Source organism: Jeotgalibacillus proteolyticus (genome assembly GCF_050107735.1).
GTDB classification, from domain to species: Bacteria; Bacillota; Bacilli; order Bacillales; family Jeotgalibacillaceae; genus Jeotgalibacillus; species Jeotgalibacillus proteolyticus_A.
The window spans coordinates 126,172-143,186 of sequence record NZ_JBNILO010000007.1; the positions used below are offsets into that span (position 1 = coordinate 126,172).

Sequence of the window (17,015 nt, forward strand, 5' to 3'; positions counted from 1 at the left end):
AAAGGCAATTTTCTTTACAATTTAATGAATAGAATGCTACGATATAGTAAAAGGTCAAAAAAGGTCAAAGAGGTGAAAAGATGAAAAGTGAAAAATTAACGTATAAAGTTCAGGATGCTCTTATTCAAGCCAAGGAAAAAGCAGCAGAATTCCGCCATTCCACTATAGAACCTGAGCATATTTTAAAAGCAATGTTAAGTGATCCAGAAGGTCTTGCAGAACACATATTGTCAAAAGCAGGAGCAGCAAATGGCCCCATTATAAAAAGCATAGACGAAAAGCTGCAATCTTTTCCAACTTTACAAGGAGACCCTAATCAATTAGGAAGACATTTGTCCAAAGAAACTGCCTACTGGTTCGATTTGGCTGAAAAAGAACAAACTGCTTATCAGGATGATTTTTTAGCGGTTGAGCATCTAATCTTGTCTTTTATGAAACTTAACACTAATTCATCCGTAAACTTGTTACTATCTCAAAACATCACGTATAAACATATAAAACAAGCAGTAGATGCCATTAGAGGAGGACGAAGAGTGACGTCGCAAAATCCTGAAACAACTTACGATGCTCTAAAAAAATATGGAAGAGATCTTGTTGAAGAAGTTCGTAAAGGAAAAATGGATCCAGTGATAGGCCGAGATGCTGAAATCCGCCACGTGATCAGGATATTGTCCCGTAAAACTAAAAACAATCCTGTGCTTATTGGAGAGCCGGGTGTAGGTAAAACAGCCATTGTGGAAGGACTCGCTCAAAGAATTGTGAGAAAAGATGTACCTGAAGGGCTGAAAGACAAAACCGTATTTGAGCTTGATATGAGCTCACTTGTAGCAGGGGCTAAATTCAGAGGAGAATTTGAGGAAAGGCTAAAAGCCGTTTTAGCTGAAGTGAAAAAAAGTGAAGGAAGAATCCTTCTATTTATAGATGAACTTCATACGATTGTCGGAGCAGGAAAAACAGAGGGAGCTATGGACGCCGGCAATATTTTAAAGCCTATGCTTGCAAGAGGGGAAATCCACTGTATAGGAGCGACGACTTTGAATGAACATCGCCTTTATATAGAAAAAGACCCTGCTCTAGAACGGCGTTTTCAGCAAGTGCTCGTTCAGGAACCAAATGAAGAAGATACCATCTCTATATTGAGGGGATTGAAGGAAAGGTTTGAGATACACCATGGAGTAAATATTCACGATCGGGCACTTGTCTCAGCAGTTACCTTGTCCAACAGGTATATTACTGACCGTTTTCTGCCTGACAAAGCCATCGACTTGATGGACGAAGCGTGTGCCATGATTCGCACAGAAATTGATTCGATGCCTTCAGAGCTTGATGAAGCAACAAGGCGTGTCATGCAGCTTGAAATTGAAGAAGCGGCTTTGTCAAAAGAAAATGACAAAGTGAGCAATCATAGGCTTGAAATCCTGAGAGAAGAGCTTGCTAACTTAAAAGAGCAAAGTGACGCGATGCGCTCTAAATGGGAGACTGAAAAGCAATCCTTGCTCACCATTCAGCAGAAGCGTGAAGAGCTTGATAAGCTTCGCAGAGAACTTGATGAGGCGGAAGGTGAATACAATCTGTCGCTTGCAGCTGAACTAAAACATGGAAAAATTCCTATGGTGGAAAAAGAGCTTTTGGACTTAGAGCAGGAAGTGTCGAACCATGAAGAAGAGGATAGATTGTTAAGAGAAGAAGTAACAGAAGAAGAAATTGCTGATATTGTAGCGAGATGGACTGGTATTCCAGTAGACCGCTTAATGGAAGGAGAAAGACAAAAGCTTCTAAGGCTTGAAGAGATTTTGAGTGAGCGGGTGGTCGGTCAAAATGAGGCTGTATTGGCTGTGAGTGAAGCAGTGCTTCGGGCAAGAGCAGGGATAAAGGACCCAAATAGACCAATTGGATCATTTATCTTTATGGGTCCAACAGGAGTCGGAAAAACAGAGCTTGCTAAAACGCTGGCACAAACCCTGTTTGACAGTGAAAACCAAATGATTCGAATTGATATGTCTGAGTACATGGAAAAACATGCAGTAGCCCGTTTGATCGGTGCTCCTCCAGGATATGTGGGATATGAAGAAGGCGGTCAGCTGACTGAAGCCGTGAGAAGAAAACCTTACTCGGTCATTTTGCTGGATGAAATTGAAAAAGCTCATCCAGAAGTTTTCAATATATTACTTCAAATGCTTGATGATGGACGAATCACAGACTCTAAGGGAAGAACGGTTGATTTTAGAAACACGATCATCATTATGACTTCAAATATAGGGTCATCTCATATGATCAATCAATCACCAAATGAGAATGAAGATGTGAAAAATAAAGTGCTGAATGAATTAAGAAAGCATTTCAGGCCGGAGCTGCTCAATCGAATTGATGATATTGTCCTTTTCAATCCTTTAGGTCAGAGCCAGATGATCAGCATCGTTAAAAAGATGGTGCAGGAAGTTAGCACCCGTCTGTCCCAGCAGCATATCGACCTGGCTGTTTCGGAAAAAGTAGCTTCGTTTATTGCAGATACCGCCTACGATCCTCAATTCGGGGCTCGTCCGTTAAAGCGGTATATCCAAAAAGAAATTGAAACATTGCTTGCCAAAGAATTAATTAAGGGAACAATCAAGCCGCATCAAAAAGTTAGTCTTGAGCTCGAAGGCAGCAGGATAAAAATAGGGTAAACGAGGCTGAAACACAAGTGTCTAAGCCTCGTTAGCCGGCTCGCTGCGCTTCAGGAGGACGTTTTCCGCATGGACGGGGGCTGGTGCCGCCACTCCACTTTTCTCATCATTTTTAAAATTCTGTCTCAAACTCAAAAATAGATAAAAAAAGATCCCTCAACAGGGATCTTTTTTAATGCTGTTCAGTATGAGGCTTCGGAATAATCGTTCCAATCACAAAAAGTGCAGCTGTTGTAATAACAGCCAGAATAGTCGCAGTCATGAATTCATACTCGGCGCCATTCATTGAACTTACTACATACGTTGCCATGTGGATTAAAAGAAATGTCCAGATAAAGGTCCATAGATATGACATAAACGTCACCTCATTTCGTCAATATGTATCGCTTTCATTTAAATATCAGCTTTCTCTTAATAGTACCATAATACACAGTAAAATAAATGACAATCTCGTGAATAAGCAGGATATAAATACATCGATGGAATAATCCTTCTTTTTGCGATAAAATAAACTTGAATCGATGGAGCATGGATTACAATGATCATGAAGGAGTGGAGAACATGTCGAATGATAAAACGATGGAATTTATGCAGATTGCAATGAAGTATCTTCCTGAAGCAAAAGAAAGAATGGAACAGGCCGGTATCGAAGTGTCAGTTGAATCTTTACAGCCTTTCATGGGATTATTCGCAAAAGCAATGAATGATGCTTATGAACTTGGAAGAAACGAAGGCAATCAGAATAAATAATTGAGAAGCCAGCTGCAAATTGAAGTCCTGTGTGATCGGCAAAGGATCTCTTCATGTGCAGCTGGCTTTTTGTTTGGTACAGGAGTTTTTAATTTTACTTAAAATCAAATTGATGAAACCGGGTTCTTGAAAAAATTCGGAAAGTGATATATTATTAGGACCAAGTCATAATAATAGATAATATACATGAAATAATTGAGTGAATCCAATAGAAAGAAGGAATGAAAATGCGTGCAGGTGCTTGGGGAGTAGGCAGATACGTACCAGATCGTGTAGTTACCAATTTTGATCTTGAAAAACAGATGGATACATCAGATGAATGGATACGCACAAGAACCGGGATTGAGGAAAGACGGTTTGCAGATGATGATGTAGATACTTCTCATATGGCATACCTGGCAGCGGTTAAAGCGTTGGAAAATGCAAATGTTAAAGCTGAGGACCTGGATATGATTTTAGTTGCCACGGTAACACCTGATCAGCCATTTCCATCAGTAGCATGCATGCTTCAGGAACAACTGGGCGCAAAAAAAGCAGCAGCCATGGACCTTTCAGCTGCTTGCGCAGGATTTATGTATGGAATGATTACCGCCAAGCAATTTATTGAAAATGGCGGGTATAAGCATGTCCTGGTCGTGGGAGTTGAAAAGTTAACTAAAATCACGAACTGGGATGACCGCAACACAGCTGTTTTATTTGGAGATGGCGCCGGTGCTATGGTGCTGGGTCCTGTTGAACAGGACAAGGGAATTCTCTCCTTTGAACTCGGTGCAGACGGTTCCGGTGCAGATCACTTGTATCAGGGTGCGGATGGTCTTGTTATGAACGGCCGGGAAGTATTTAAATTTGCTGTTCGTCAAATGGGCGAGTCTTCTATAAATGTATTGGATAAAGCAGGTCTTTCTAAGGAAGACGTAGATTATTTAATTCCTCATCAGGCGAATATCCGCATTATGGAAGCTGCCCGACAGCGACTGGAACTGCCTGTTGAAAAAATGTCTAAAACGGTTAATAAATATGGAAATACATCTGCAGCATCGATTCCAATTTCTCTTGTTGAGGATCTTGAGAACGGGAAGATCAAAGATAATGATCTTCTTGTTATGGTAGGATTCGGAGGCGGTCTAACCTGGGGAGCAATTGCGATGCGCTGGGGAAAATAATACAATCAGAATATATAAACATAAAAGATTGATTGAGGAGTTGACAATATATGTCTAAGCGTCGAGTGGTAGTCACTGGATTGGGGATGGTTTCACCTGTTGGGAACAACGTTGAAACATCATGGAATAATATTAAAAATGGTCAATCAGGCATAGGAGAATTGACAAGATTAAACAAAGACGATTTTCCTGCTACAGCTGTTGGAGAATTAAAGGATTTTAATATTGAAGACTATATGGAGAAAAAAGAAGCCCGGAAAATGGATCGTTTTACTCATTATGCAGTCGTGTCTTCGCAGATGGCTGTAAAGGATGCAAATCTGGAGATTAATGAATCAAATGCAAACCGTATAGGTGTATGGATCGGGTCAGGAATTGGCGGAATGGAAACCTTCGAAAAGCAATTTGAAACATTTTTAAACAGAGGATACAGGAGAGTAAGTCCATTCTTTGTTCCTATGATGATTCCTGATATGGCAGCGGGACAGGTTTCCATTGCACTTGGAGCAAAGGGGATGAACTCATGCACGGTTACTGCCTGCGCAAGCGGCACAAACTCCATTGGAGATGCGTTTAAAGTAATCCAGCGCGGCGATGCAGATGCAATGATTACGGGAGGAGCTGAGGCACCGATCTCTCAGATGGCGATGGCCGGATTTGTCGCTAATACAGCTCTGACCTTAAATAAAGACGTAACGAAAGCAAGCCGTCCCTTTGATAAAGAACGGGATGGGTTTGTAATGGGTGAAGGCGCAGGAATTTTAGTGCTTGAAGAATTAGAGCATGCCCTTGCCCGCAACGCTCCTATTTATGCAGAAATTGTCGGCTACGGCTCTACAGGAGATGCTTATCATATTACAGCTCCATCACCAGGAGGAGAAGGCGGTGTCCGAGCGATGCAGCAGGCTCTGGATGATGCATCGCTTCAGCCAGGTGAAATTGGCTATATTAATGCGCATGGTACAAGCACCCCATACAACGACAAATATGAAACCATGGCCATCAAAGAAGTGTTTTCTGATCATGCAAAAAAACTTGCCGTCAGCTCTACTAAATCCATGACGGGCCATTTACTTGGAGCAGCCGGGGGCGTAGAAGCTATTTTTACCGTTCTTGCGCTTAAAGACAAAATACTTCCACCTACCATTAATTTAGAAAATCCCGATCCTGAATGCGATCTGGATTATGTAGCTAATGCTTCCCGCAAAGCAGATATTACGGCTGCAATCAGTAATTCACTGGGCTTTGGCGGACATAATGCCACAATCGTTTTTAAATCGTACGAGTAGGTTAAATAATCTGGGTATGACGCTAGAAATGATTTAAATGACACGCAGAAGACGCCAAGTAAGCAATGGATACAGGATTGGAAAAATGCGCCAGGCATCTTACTCAAATTAGCAGCCCTTTAAAGTAAATACCTTTATAAAGCCCAGGTGTCAGGCGATAAAAGTTTGTTCTAAAAATAGATGTTGAAAAGCATCAATAGTAAGAGGTGAGCGGAGTGGAAGGCGGCAACTCCAGCTGGATATGAAAGTTGCTTGAGCCTTTTCAGGACAAGGCCCATAAAGGTTTAAACAAGCCTTTGGAAACCCTCAACATGAACCGCTCAATTACCCTGAGACAAAAGTTGTCTCAGGGTTTTTTTGCAGATTTATCATTCTTCCATAAATATGCATTTAGGTATATGGCATCTGCGAACATTACTCTTCACCATGTTTATTTTCAATTATTATTTTGATATTTCCCAACTTGTAGTTGTATATTCATTCATTCTATCGTAATATAATACAATCTAACTAATATATGCTTGATAATTTAGTAATATACCTTACTAAAACTTAACGATCAGTCGTTTAATTTTTTTTTTATAAATTTTTTACAGGGAGAAATTCAGTAATATCAAGGGAATTTGGGAAAATTAGAAATCCATTTTTAGAAAATTTGAAAAAATAAGTTGAAAATGTAATCTATTTGTAATAGTATTTTATACAAATAATATAAATTGATTGAAAATAAGAAATATTAGAGGTGTTCAGATGGCTAGACAATTATCAGGACAAAAGGAAACACCACTTCTTGAAGTAAAGGACCTTCAAACGGGATTTAAAATCGGCAAAGATTATTACAATGCTGTTGAAAAGGTTTCTTTCAAAGTCGACAAAAGCAAAATTGTCGGAATAGTCGGTGAGTCAGGCTGTGGTAAAAGTGTCATGTCCTTGTCCATAATGCAGCTTTTGCCTCAGGGAATTGGAAAAGTCCGAGGCGGCGAAATAAAATTTGAAGGCAGAAATATCGAAAAGCTTTCAGAACGGGAAATGAATAAAATCCGTGGGAAAGATATATCAATGATTTTCCAGGAGCCAATGACCGCTCTAAACCCGGTTTTTACAATCGGATATCAATTAAACGAAGTTTTGTTAAATCACGAAAATATAAATAAAAAAGAAGCCAGACAAAAAAGTATTGCCCTCCTTAAGAGTGTCGGGATTCCACGTCCCGAAAAAATAGTTGATGAGTATCCTCACCAGTTGTCCGGCGGAATGCGGCAAAGAGTTATGATCTCCATGGCGATTGCCTGCCAGCCTAAACTATTGATAGCAGATGAACCTACAACGGCACTCGATGTAACCGTTCAAGCACAAATACTTGAACTTTTAAAAGACATACAAAAAGTTAACAATATGTCAATCGTCATGATTACTCATGATCTCGGGGTCGTCTCAGAAATTTGTGACGAGGTTATTGTTATGTACGCAGGGAAAATTGTGGAACGAACAGATGTTGTAAAATTGTTTGAAGAACCTAAACACCCATACACCCAGCTTTTAATGGGAGCCATTCCGAAAATGGATGAGAAAAAAGATGTGCTTGACACAATCGAAGGACTGGTCCCATCTATAAAAGATATGCCTCAGGTAGGCTGCCGGTTTGCCAATCGATGCCCTAAAGCCATGCCGGAATGCGTTACTGTAACGCCGCAGCTTCTCGAAGACGATGTTGATCATGAGGTAGCATGCTTGCTTTATGAAAACAGCAAGCCTTTGGAAAGGGTCGGTGGAAGATGAACAAGGTAGAAACTAAAACAGGATCCATTCAAAAAAAAGGGCTCGAAAAAGAAACATTACTTGATATTCAAAACCTGAAAACCTATTACCCGGTAAAGGGAGGATTTCTAAAGCGAACGATTGCACATGTAAAAGCTGTAGATGATTTGTCCTTTCAGATCAAAAAGGGTGAAACACTTGGTTTAGTTGGTGAGTCCGGGTGCGGTAAATCTACTACAGGAAGAACTATTCTTCGTCTATTAAAGCCTACTGACGGAAAAATTTTATTTGAAGGTAAAGATATTACGAATATAAGCGGCTCTCAGCTGCGTAAAGCTAGAAAGGATTTCCAGATGGTTTTCCAGGACCCATATGCGTCCCTGAATCCAACACAAAGCGTTGGCGACATTGTTTCTGAACCACTCAGAAACTATAAAAAAATGAGCAAAGATGAATTAAAAGAGGAAGTACTCGACCTTCTATCAAGAGTAGGTCTTCCACCGGAAGCCTACCATAAATACGGCCATGAGTTCTCTGGAGGTCAAAGGCAGAGGATCGGCATTGCAAGGGCACTTGCTCTTAAACCGAAGCTTATTATCGCAGATGAACCGGTTTCTGCCCTTGATGTATCGGTGCAGTCCCAAGTATTAAATCTTCTAAAGGAACTGCAGGGCGAATTTGATCTTACCTACTTATTTATTGCCCATGATTTAAGTGTTGTTAAACATATGAGTGACAGAATCGGCGTAATGTATCTCGGGAACCTGGTTGAAATAGCAACGAACGAAAGTCTCTATGCAGAACCATTGCATCCATACACTCAAGCGTTGATTTCTGCTATTCCTGAAACAGATCCAAAGAAAAGAAAGAATCGAATTGTTCTTCAAGGGGATGTGCCAAGTCCTCAAAATCCGCCGAGCGGCTGTCCTTTTCACACCAGATGTCCTATGGCGAAAGAAGAGTGCTCGAAAATCAAGCCTGCTTTAAAGGAGGTGAAACCTGGTCACCACGTAGCGTGTATTCTCTATTAAACTTGAAAACAATTTGGGGGGAACAGAATGAAAAAGAAGTCATTACAATTATTGATGATTATGCTCTTAATCCTATCTGCTTTTCTAGCAGCGTGCAGCTCTGACAGCTCATCAGAAAACGAAAATGATACAGGCGGGGAATCAACTGACGGTGAAGAAGGGTCTGAGGAAGGTGCATCTGGCGGTACGTTAACATACGGATTTGAATCTGCTCCTGAGGGATTATTCAACCCTGGGTTCTACGGAATTGCAACAGATGCAGATGTTATCGACCTGTTTGACGAAGCTTTATTCACATACGATGAAAATCTTCAGCCAGAGCCTGGGATTGCTTCATGGGAAACGGAAGATAACAAAGTATTCACGTTTACATTTGAGCAGGGAGTTATGTGGCACGATGGTGTTGAACTCACAGTTGAAGACTGGGTATTCGCACTTGAAACGATCGCTCACCCTGACTACGACGGATCACGCTATGCCAACGTTCAGACAATTGAAGGCGCACCTGCATTCCGCGAAGGCGAAGCAGACAGTATTTCAGGTCTTAATGTTGTAGATGAATACACGCTTGAAATCACATTTGACGAAGCGCGTGTCAATAACCTTGTAAACGTATGGTCTTATCCAATGTCACGTGCTCAGTTCGAAGGAATTGAAGTAGCGGATATGTCAGCTTCAGAGCAAGTGCGTCAAAATCCGGTAGGACTTGGTGCTTTCAAGGTTGAAAACATTGTACCAGGTGAATCAATTGAACTTGTGAAATTTGAAGATTACTGGAGAGGCGAACCTAAGCTTGACGGCATTAATATCCGGGTTCTTGACAGCTCCACTGTTGTTGGTGCTCTAGGACAAGGAGACATCGACATGATTTCACTTGCACCTGTTAATGGTGAAGAAGTGGAAGCATTGGATAATGTAGAAGTTATTACATATCCTGGTCTATCTTATTACTATGTTGGATTCAAATTAGGAACATTCAATTCTGAAACTAATGAAATTACAGAAGACAAAGAGAAATACGCTGATCCAAACCTTCGTAAAGCAATGGCCCATGCTATTAACCGTCAAGAATGGATTGATGCATTCTTCTTCGGATATGGCTCGCCTGTAGATGGACCAGTGCCATCTAGTCACTGGATTGCTGCTGATTCAGCAGACCTTTCTACTTATGAATATGATCCTGAAAAAGCAAAAGAACTTCTTGCTGAAGCAGGCTATGAAGATGTAAATGGAGACGGTTTTGTAGAGGATCCAAATGGCGATGAGTTTATTGCGAAGTTCTCACACTATCAAACAACAAATCCGACTTTCGAAACTCGTGCTCAAGCTATCGTTCAGTACTGGCAGGAAGTTGGTATCCAGGCAGAAGTTGAAATGACTGAAGTAAATCTTTATTACGATATGGTAGAAAAAGATGATCCTGCAATTGAAACATTCTTTGGCGGATGGTCTACTGGGGCTGACCCGGATCCAACAGGACTTTGGGGATCTGATCAGATCTGGAACTACCCTCGTTACAAAAATGAAGAATCAGACAAGCTTCTTGCAGATGCTTTAAATATAGAAGTTGTCGGTGACGATGAAGAAGCTCGTGCGGAAATCTATAAAGAGTGGCAGCAGCTTATCTCTGAAGATCTTCCAATGATCTTCATTGCTGAACTTCAGGAAATTGCAGCACTAAGCAGCCGCGTAGAAAATGTAACGTACGATGTATCAGGACCAAACCTTCCTTACGAGTGGTCTGTAACAGAATAATTAAGCAGTATATGTTAGATAAGGAGAATAATTATGCTAAAGTATACAATTCGCCGTATCATCGGTATGATTCCAATGCTTCTCCTTATCTCCATTGTAGTGTTTCTCCTGGCGAAAGCGATGCCGGGAGATTCTCTCTCTGGAGAAATTGATCCAAATAATACAAACCCAGAGTACATAGAAGAGATGCGAGAAAGACTTGGCTACAATGATCCGCTGCCTGTTCAGTACTTTGATTGGATCAAAGGGTTCGTACAAGGTGATTTTGGGCAATCAACACGATATAAAATGCCAGTATCTGAATTAATTATGGAAAGAATACCAAATACGGTTTTCTTAGGGGTATCATCTCTTTTAATAACGTATATTCTAGCTTTTTCAATGGGGATTTTTGCCGGCCGGAAGCCTTATACAGTAGGAGATCATTTAATTGGGGGATTAAACTACCTCGGTTTAGCAATTCCATCCTTTATTGCGGGTGTATTTGCAATCTATATTTTCTCCTTTAACTTGGGGTGGACGCCTTATGCAGGTTCGGTTGAAGTTGGAGTACAAGAAGGGACACTTGATTATTGGTTGAGCAGAATTCATCATGTGATTATGCCTGCAATTGTTCTTGGGGCGCTGGCTACTGCAAGCTATACGCAATTTTTGCGTAATGATATTATAGAAAACAGCCGCAAGGATTTTGTACGGACTGCACGTGCAAAAGGAACTGCGACTTCTAAGATCTATAACGTTCATATTTTGCGAAACTCGATCATCCCATTAATCACATTTCTTGGCTTTGATATAGCTACCATTATTAGTGGAGCGATCATTACAGAGACGATCTTTACCTATCCAGGGATTGGGCAGCTGTTCCTTAACTCTGTAACTTCAAAAGATTACCCTACAATGATGGCGATCACGATGCTGTTATCCTTACTGACATTGGTCGGGAATTTAGTTGCCGACATTTTGTATGGTGTTGTTGATCCAAGAATTCGTCTAGATTAATGAAGGAGGAGTACCAATGGTGAACGTAACAACTAATGCAGTGAACCGACAGGAAAAATCCATTAATATGTCTCCTTTTGCGATAGCCAGACGAAAGTTTCTTCGCAATAAGCTAGCGATGGTAAGCAGTTTTTTCTTGTTGACAGTCGTGATTATATCGGTTTTAGCTCCATATATCACGACTCATGATATAACAAAAGTAAATATTGGACTCATGTCCCTTGAACCAGGCGGGGAGCATGTATTAGGAACAGATAAATCAGGACGGGATGTTTTTACCCGCTTGCTGTATGGAGGCAGAATCTCTTTGCTTGTAGGTGTAACATGTACATTCCTGGTTATCCTTTTTGGCACTGTAGTAGGATCGATTGCAGGCTTTTATGGGGGATTTGTAGACGGTCTGTTAATGAGGTTTACTGATTTTGTCCTTAACTTTCCATTCTTAGTTTTTGTTATTGTATTAAACACTATTCTTTTTGGTATCGTAAATGGACTTTGGGTTTTAATTGGAGTGATCAGTCTGCTCAGCTGGGGTGGAGTTGCCAGGATTGTGAGAAGTAAAATTCTTGCCGAAAAAGAAAACGAATATATCCTGGCTGCCATTTCGATTGGGTGTAAACCTTCAAAAGTAATTATTAAACATTTGCTGCCCAATGTCCTATCTACCATTATCGTACAAGCTACTGTTACATTTGCCACATTAATTGTTGCAGAAGCTGCTCTAGGCTTTCTTGGTTTCGGAGTACCGCAATCCATTCCGAGCTGGGGCAATATGTTATCAGCATCACAGGAAGCGGATGTCTTAAGAGATAAACCTTGGATCTGGATGCCGCCGGCTATTATTCTGACAATCACCACTTTGTCCATTAATTTCATTGGTGAAGGATTAAAAGATGCATTCAATCCTAAATCAATCCGATAATTAAAGAGGCTGGAACAAAACTTAGAAAAGTTAAATAGATAAGGAAGTATTAAAAGAGCTTGAGGCATTTTAGTCCCAAGCTCTTTTTTTAAAGTTATTCATTTACATAAATTTGAAAATAATTTCATAATTTCAATTAGATTGTTTGATATAGTACCTCATCCATGCATAACTGCGCCGCTTTAACGGGTTAAAATGTAAGTATTTGTAAACATATAAATTATGTCTTATTTATAAGATATGCTAATTCTGGCTCGGGTTTACTATTTAAAGATAATAAATTACTAAACCTATACCCATGCTCCCGATTAAAATTAAACCACTTTGTAATATAGGCCTCACCGGAACGATCGAAATAGCATCCGAAAGGCTTCTCATTTCTTCTGCTTCCTCTTTAGACATGGGTTTTGAAAGAGAAAAAATTCTTCTAAAGCTGTTTGATACAATGTCAAACAGTCCAGAGCTTAATACATAGACACTTAATGAAACAAATAAATACATCCCGCCTACAAAAAATGTTGCATTTATGAAGGATTCCAGATTTAATTCTCTATAATATAGCAGGATAATCAACAGGCTGATCGCGTAGCCGATTAACAGGGATACAGGTAATATCTTCTTCAATTTCCAACACTCCTTTAACATCTTGCTCCTGTTTATTCTAATCGGTATGAACGGAGTATACAAATAAAATTAATTACTGAATCTTCACCAATATCAAATTAAACATTAAAATCTTTACAAAACGATTAATACGCCCTATTAATATAGTAAAACAGTATTAAAATTAAAAAATTCTTAACTTTTTTTACAAAACATATGTACAAATATAAAAAAAAAAGTATAATTAACCTTGTAACTATTTTCTGATAATTTAAGGGAGGTCACGAAAGAATGAAAAAGTATTCACTGCTTTTAGTACTTATGCTTGCACTCAGCGTGTTCTTGACAGCATGTTATGGGGGAGATAACGCTGATGAGGGCTCTGACGACGCTTCTGGCGACGACAATGCAGCAGAAGAAACTGAATCAGATGCACCACAGGAGCTTCGTGTAATTGAAACATCTGCAATTCCTTCAATGGACACGATGCTGGCATCAGATACAATCAGTTTCACAACAATGAATAATGTTATGGAAGGTCTATTCCGCTTAAATGCAGATCAGGAAGCTGTTCCTGCACTTGCTGATGGCGAACCTGAAGTAAACGAAGATGGTACTGTTTATACTTTCACTATTAAAGAAGATGCAGTCTGGTCAAATGGAGAGCCTGTAACAGCAGATGATTTCGTATTTGCTTGGCAGCGCGCACTTGACCCGGATGGCGGTTCAAGCTACGGCCCTTACTTAATGGAAGGCAAAATTTCAGGCGCTTCTGAAGTATTCAACGACGGAGCTGACCCAAGTGAGCTTGGAGCAGTTGCAGTAGATGAAAAAACATTGGAAGTTACTCTTGAAAAGCCAATTTCTTATTTCACATCATTAATGGCATTCCCAACATTCTACCCGCAAAACCAAGCGTTTGTTGAAGAGCAGGGTGAAGACTTTGCTACTAATGCAGCCACAATTCTTTACAACGGTCCTTTCGTTCTGGATAACTGGGATGGAAGCACAGACGGAGAATGGACATACGCGAAAAACGAAGAGTACTGGGATGCTGAAAATGTATCTCTAGAAAAAGTTACATTTAATGAAGTAAAAGATCCTCAAACAGCTGTAAACTCTTATGAGTCAGGTGAAGTTGATATTACAAGTAAACTTTCATCCGCTCTAGTTCCACAATATGAAGGAGATCCTAACCTTGTAACATGGTTAGAGCCTACAATCTTCTGGGTGAAAATGAACCAGACAAATGAAGCACTTCAAAATGTAAATATCCGTAAAGCACTTGCAATGTCAATAGACAAGCAGGCTTTAACTGATAATATCTTAAATAACGGATCAATCCCGGCTAATTACGCTGTACCTAAAGAATTTGTTACAAACCCTGATACAGATGAAGATTTCCGCGAAGCGAATGGCGACATGCTTGAGTATGATCTTGAAGCTGCGAAGGAATTCTGGGCAACTGGTCTAGAAGAACTTGGTACGGACACTGTAGAACTTCGCTACCTTGGTGGAGACACTGATACAGCGAAACTTACAGATGAGTATATTGCAGAACAGCTTGAAACTAATCTTGAAGGATTAACAATCAACCTTGAAAGTGTACCTTTCAGCGTACGTCTTGAGCGTGATGAAACTCTTGATTATGACCTTCAATTTGCAGGATGGGGTCCTGACTATCTTGACCCGATTTCATTCTCTGATCTATGGATCACAGATGGTGGAAACAATAACATGGCATTCTCAAGCGAAGAATATGACAAGCTGTTAAAAGATGCCGAATCAACATACGCTAACGATCCAGCTCAGCGTTTTGAAGCATTGCAAGAAGCAGAAAGAGTACTTCTTGAAGATGAAGCGGCTATCATCCCGATTTATCAGCGTCAAGCTAATATTCTTGTGAGTGATAAAGTAAGTGATTTCACTTACCACTTTGTAGGACCTGAGTACAGCTTTTTCCCAATCTCAATTAGTGAATAAGAAAACTGAATAGTTTTAGATTTTGCTAACTTTAAAGAGGTAAAAGAGAGTATATTCCATATACTCTCTTTTACTCTGTACAAGAGATGTCAGAAGATGTCGAATTGTTTAAATTCTTAAATGGAGGTGTCCCTAGTGGGGAAATATCTTTTACAGCGTATCCTGTTTATGCTGCTTACTCTGTTCATTATTATTTCAGTTACGTTTTTCCTTATGAAGCTGATTCCAGGATCGCCTTTTGCAGCAGCTGCTAAGCTGACTGAATCTCAGCGAGCGATAATGGAAGCAAAGTACGGGCTGGATCAGCCTTTGCCGGTCCAGTATTTCAGATACGTGGCAAATGTTATACAAGGTGATTTAGGCGTTTCTTTTCAATTCAGCAATACCCCTGTTACTGATCTAATTGCCGGAAGAATCGGTCCATCAGCAGTATTAGGTCTTCAGGCCATGATTTTTGGAACCATTTTCGGTATATTCCTTGGAGCAATTGGAGCCCTAAGACAAAATACTTGGATTGACACAGGCTCAACGCTTATTGCAGTTGTCGGTAAATCCATTCCTTCATTCGTATTTGCAGCTCTATTGCAATATTTTATCGCTGTAAAGCTCGGATGGCTGCCTGTAGCGTTTTGGAGAGGATGGGAATATTCCATATTGCCAACAATTGCACTCTCAATCTTCCCTATTTCCATTGCTGCAAGGTTTATGAGAACTGAGATGATCGAAGTTTTAGGCTCTGATTATATTGTTCTTGCAAGAGCTAAGGGAGCTAATTCATTTGAAGTTGCTTTTAAGCATGCTTTAAGAAATGCCCTGATACCAGTCGTGACAGTTCTTGGACCGCTTGCAGTAAGTTTAATGACAGGCTCGCTTGTAGTTGAAAAGATTTTTGCAGTTCCGGGTCTGGGTGAGCAGTTTGTTACTTCGATTAACGTGCTCGATTATCCGGTCATCATGGGCACAACAATTTTATTCGCAGCGCTCTTTATTTTTGTCGTGCTGGTAGTAGATGTTCTTTACAGTATTATTGATCCGCGTATCAGACTATCAGGAGGTGAAAACTGATGGTGAATCATTCAGATAAAAAGTTTCCTAAAGAAATGTTTCAAAAAGCAGAATATGACGAATCATTGGCTGAAAGAATTGAAAAACCCAGCCTGAGTTTCTGGCAGGATGCGTGGATTCGAGTAAGAAAAAATAAAGCAGCTATTGTGAGCATGGTTATTCTCACTTTGCTGTTTATAATGGCCTTGATCGGTCCTTACTTAAGTGGTCATCCTACCGGACAAAATGTTGCTCACTCCAATCTTCCGCCTAAAATAGAAGCTATTTCAGATATCAGCTGGCTGCCATTTGACGGAACACTTACAAATCGAAATGGTGAAACTCTTACACCGTATGAGGATCGTCAAATAGAAGAGTCATACTGGTTTGGGACAGACAGTTTAGGACGCGACCTGTTTACCCGTTTATGGGAGGGTGTACGGATTTCTTTATTAATTGCTTTTCTTGCAACTGCAATTGATATGGTAATCGGTGTATCGTATGGTGCAATTTCCGGGTATTTCGGCGGACGCGTAGATAATATCATGCAGCGTATTATTGAAATCCTGTCAGGAATACCAAACTTAGTTATTGTAATTCTGCTAATCTTAATTCTGGAACCTGGGATTCTATCAATTACCATCGCATTGGCGATAACCGGATGGGTCACCATGGCCAGGGTAGTCAGGGGTCAGGTTCTGAAGTTGAAAAATCAGGAATTTGCTCTTGCATCGAAAACACTTGGCGCTACTGATTTTAGGATCATTTACAAACATCTTATGCCAAACCTTGTTGGGGTTATCATCATTAATACGATGTTTACAATTCCAAGTGCTATTTTCTTTGAAGCATTTCTAAGCTTTATTGGTTTGGGGCTTCAGCCGCCTGATGCATCCCTTGGTACATTAATTGAAGAAGGCTTTAAAGTGATTCTGCTTTATCCATATATGCTGATTGTTCCTGCAGTGGTAATAAGTTTATTAATGATTACATTTAATCTGCTCGCAGATGGATTACGAGATGCATTCGATCCAAAAATGAGAGACTAAAAG

General features: G+C 40.2%; 14 protein-coding genes. 12 read left to right on the forward strand and 2 right to left on the reverse strand.

Annotated elements, in window-relative coordinates; genetic code table 11:
• Window positions 1-80 precede the first annotated feature (80 nt).
• Window positions 81-2,666, forward strand: a complete 2,586-nt coding sequence (clpB, locus tag ACQCT8_RS12175; protein ID WP_426871462.1) for an ATP-dependent chaperone ClpB — start codon at window positions 81-83, stop codon at window positions 2,664-2,666.
• Between the two features lie 172 nt (window positions 2,667-2,838).
• On the opposite strand, the gene ACQCT8_RS12180 is transcribed toward clpB, so the two are convergent.
• Complete coding sequence (locus ACQCT8_RS12180) at window positions 2,839-3,021, reverse strand: YjzD family protein (protein WP_426871464.1); 183 nt, start codon at window positions 3,019-3,021, stop codon at window positions 2,839-2,841.
• Window positions 3,022-3,227: 206 nt separating this feature from the next.
• Here ACQCT8_RS12180 and ACQCT8_RS12185 point away from each other — a divergent pair, with 206 nt between their 5' ends.
• The 8 genes from ACQCT8_RS12185 to opp4C all read left to right on the forward strand — a co-directional run bounded on the left by ACQCT8_RS12185 (window position 3,228) and on the right by opp4C (window position 12,333).
• The gene (locus ACQCT8_RS12185) at window positions 3,228-3,416 is read left to right on the forward strand and encodes a ComZ family protein (protein WP_426871466.1); all 189 of its coding nucleotides are present in this window, start codon (window positions 3,228-3,230) and stop codon (window positions 3,414-3,416) included.
• A 227-nt stretch (window positions 3,417-3,643) separates the two neighbouring features.
• On the forward strand, window positions 3,644-4,579 hold the full coding sequence (locus ACQCT8_RS12190) for a beta-ketoacyl-ACP synthase III (protein ID WP_426871468.1): 936 nt from the start codon (window positions 3,644-3,646) through the stop codon (window positions 4,577-4,579).
• A gap of 50 nt (window positions 4,580-4,629) precedes the next feature.
• Window positions 4,630-5,868 (forward strand): beta-ketoacyl-ACP synthase II, encoded by a 1,239-nt coding sequence (fabF, locus tag ACQCT8_RS12195; RefSeq protein ID WP_426871470.1) that lies wholly within the window; start codon window positions 4,630-4,632, stop codon window positions 5,866-5,868.
• Window positions 5,869-6,618: 750 nt separating this feature from the next.
• Window positions 6,619-7,647, forward strand: coding sequence for an ABC transporter ATP-binding protein (locus ACQCT8_RS12200; protein ID WP_426871472.1), 1,029 nt, complete (start codon window positions 6,619-6,621; stop codon window positions 7,645-7,647).
• Window positions 7,644-8,657, forward strand: coding sequence for an ABC transporter ATP-binding protein (locus ACQCT8_RS12205; protein WP_426871474.1), 1,014 nt, complete (start codon window positions 7,644-7,646; stop codon window positions 8,655-8,657). The genes ACQCT8_RS12200 and ACQCT8_RS12205 overlap by 4 nt, the downstream gene beginning before the upstream one ends.
• Window positions 8,658-8,684: 27 nt before the next feature.
• Complete coding sequence (gene opp4A, locus ACQCT8_RS12210) at window positions 8,685-10,412, forward strand: oligopeptide ABC transporter substrate-binding protein (RefSeq protein WP_426871476.1); 1,728 nt, start codon at window positions 8,685-8,687, stop codon at window positions 10,410-10,412.
• Window positions 10,413-10,445: 33 nt separating this feature from the next.
• Complete coding sequence (opp4B, locus tag ACQCT8_RS12215) at window positions 10,446-11,411, forward strand: oligopeptide ABC transporter permease (RefSeq protein ID WP_426871478.1); 966 nt, start codon at window positions 10,446-10,448, stop codon at window positions 11,409-11,411.
• 16 nt (window positions 11,412-11,427) lie between these two features.
• Window positions 11,428-12,333: an oligopeptide ABC transporter permease gene (gene opp4C, locus ACQCT8_RS12220; RefSeq protein ID WP_426871480.1), complete on the forward strand. Its 906-nt coding sequence runs from the start codon at window positions 11,428-11,430 to the stop codon at window positions 12,331-12,333.
• A gap of 267 nt (window positions 12,334-12,600) precedes the next feature.
• On the opposite strand, the gene ACQCT8_RS12225 is transcribed toward opp4C, so the two are convergent.
• Window positions 12,601-12,957: a DUF3899 domain-containing protein gene (locus ACQCT8_RS12225; RefSeq protein ID WP_426871482.1), complete on the reverse strand. Its 357-nt coding sequence runs from the start codon at window positions 12,955-12,957 to the stop codon at window positions 12,601-12,603.
• 270 nt (window positions 12,958-13,227) lie between these two features.
• Between ACQCT8_RS12225 and ACQCT8_RS12230 the strand changes: the two genes are divergently transcribed.
• The 3 genes from ACQCT8_RS12230 (at window position 13,228) to opp3C (ending at window position 17,012) form a co-directional block, all read left to right on the forward strand.
• A complete protein-coding gene (locus tag ACQCT8_RS12230) occupies window positions 13,228-14,919 on the forward strand; it encodes a peptide ABC transporter substrate-binding protein (protein ID WP_426871484.1) in 1,692 nt (563 codons plus the stop codon).
• Between the two features lie 135 nt (window positions 14,920-15,054).
• Window positions 15,055-15,984, forward strand: a complete 930-nt coding sequence (gene opp3b, locus ACQCT8_RS12235; RefSeq protein WP_426871486.1) for an oligopeptide ABC transporter permease — start codon at window positions 15,055-15,057, stop codon at window positions 15,982-15,984.
• On the forward strand, window positions 15,984-17,012 hold the full coding sequence (opp3C, locus tag ACQCT8_RS12240) for an oligopeptide ABC transporter permease (RefSeq protein WP_426871488.1): 1,029 nt from the start codon (window positions 15,984-15,986) through the stop codon (window positions 17,010-17,012). The genes opp3b and opp3C overlap by 1 nt, the downstream gene beginning before the upstream one ends.
• The last annotated feature ends 3 nt before the right edge of the window (window positions 17,013-17,015 follow it).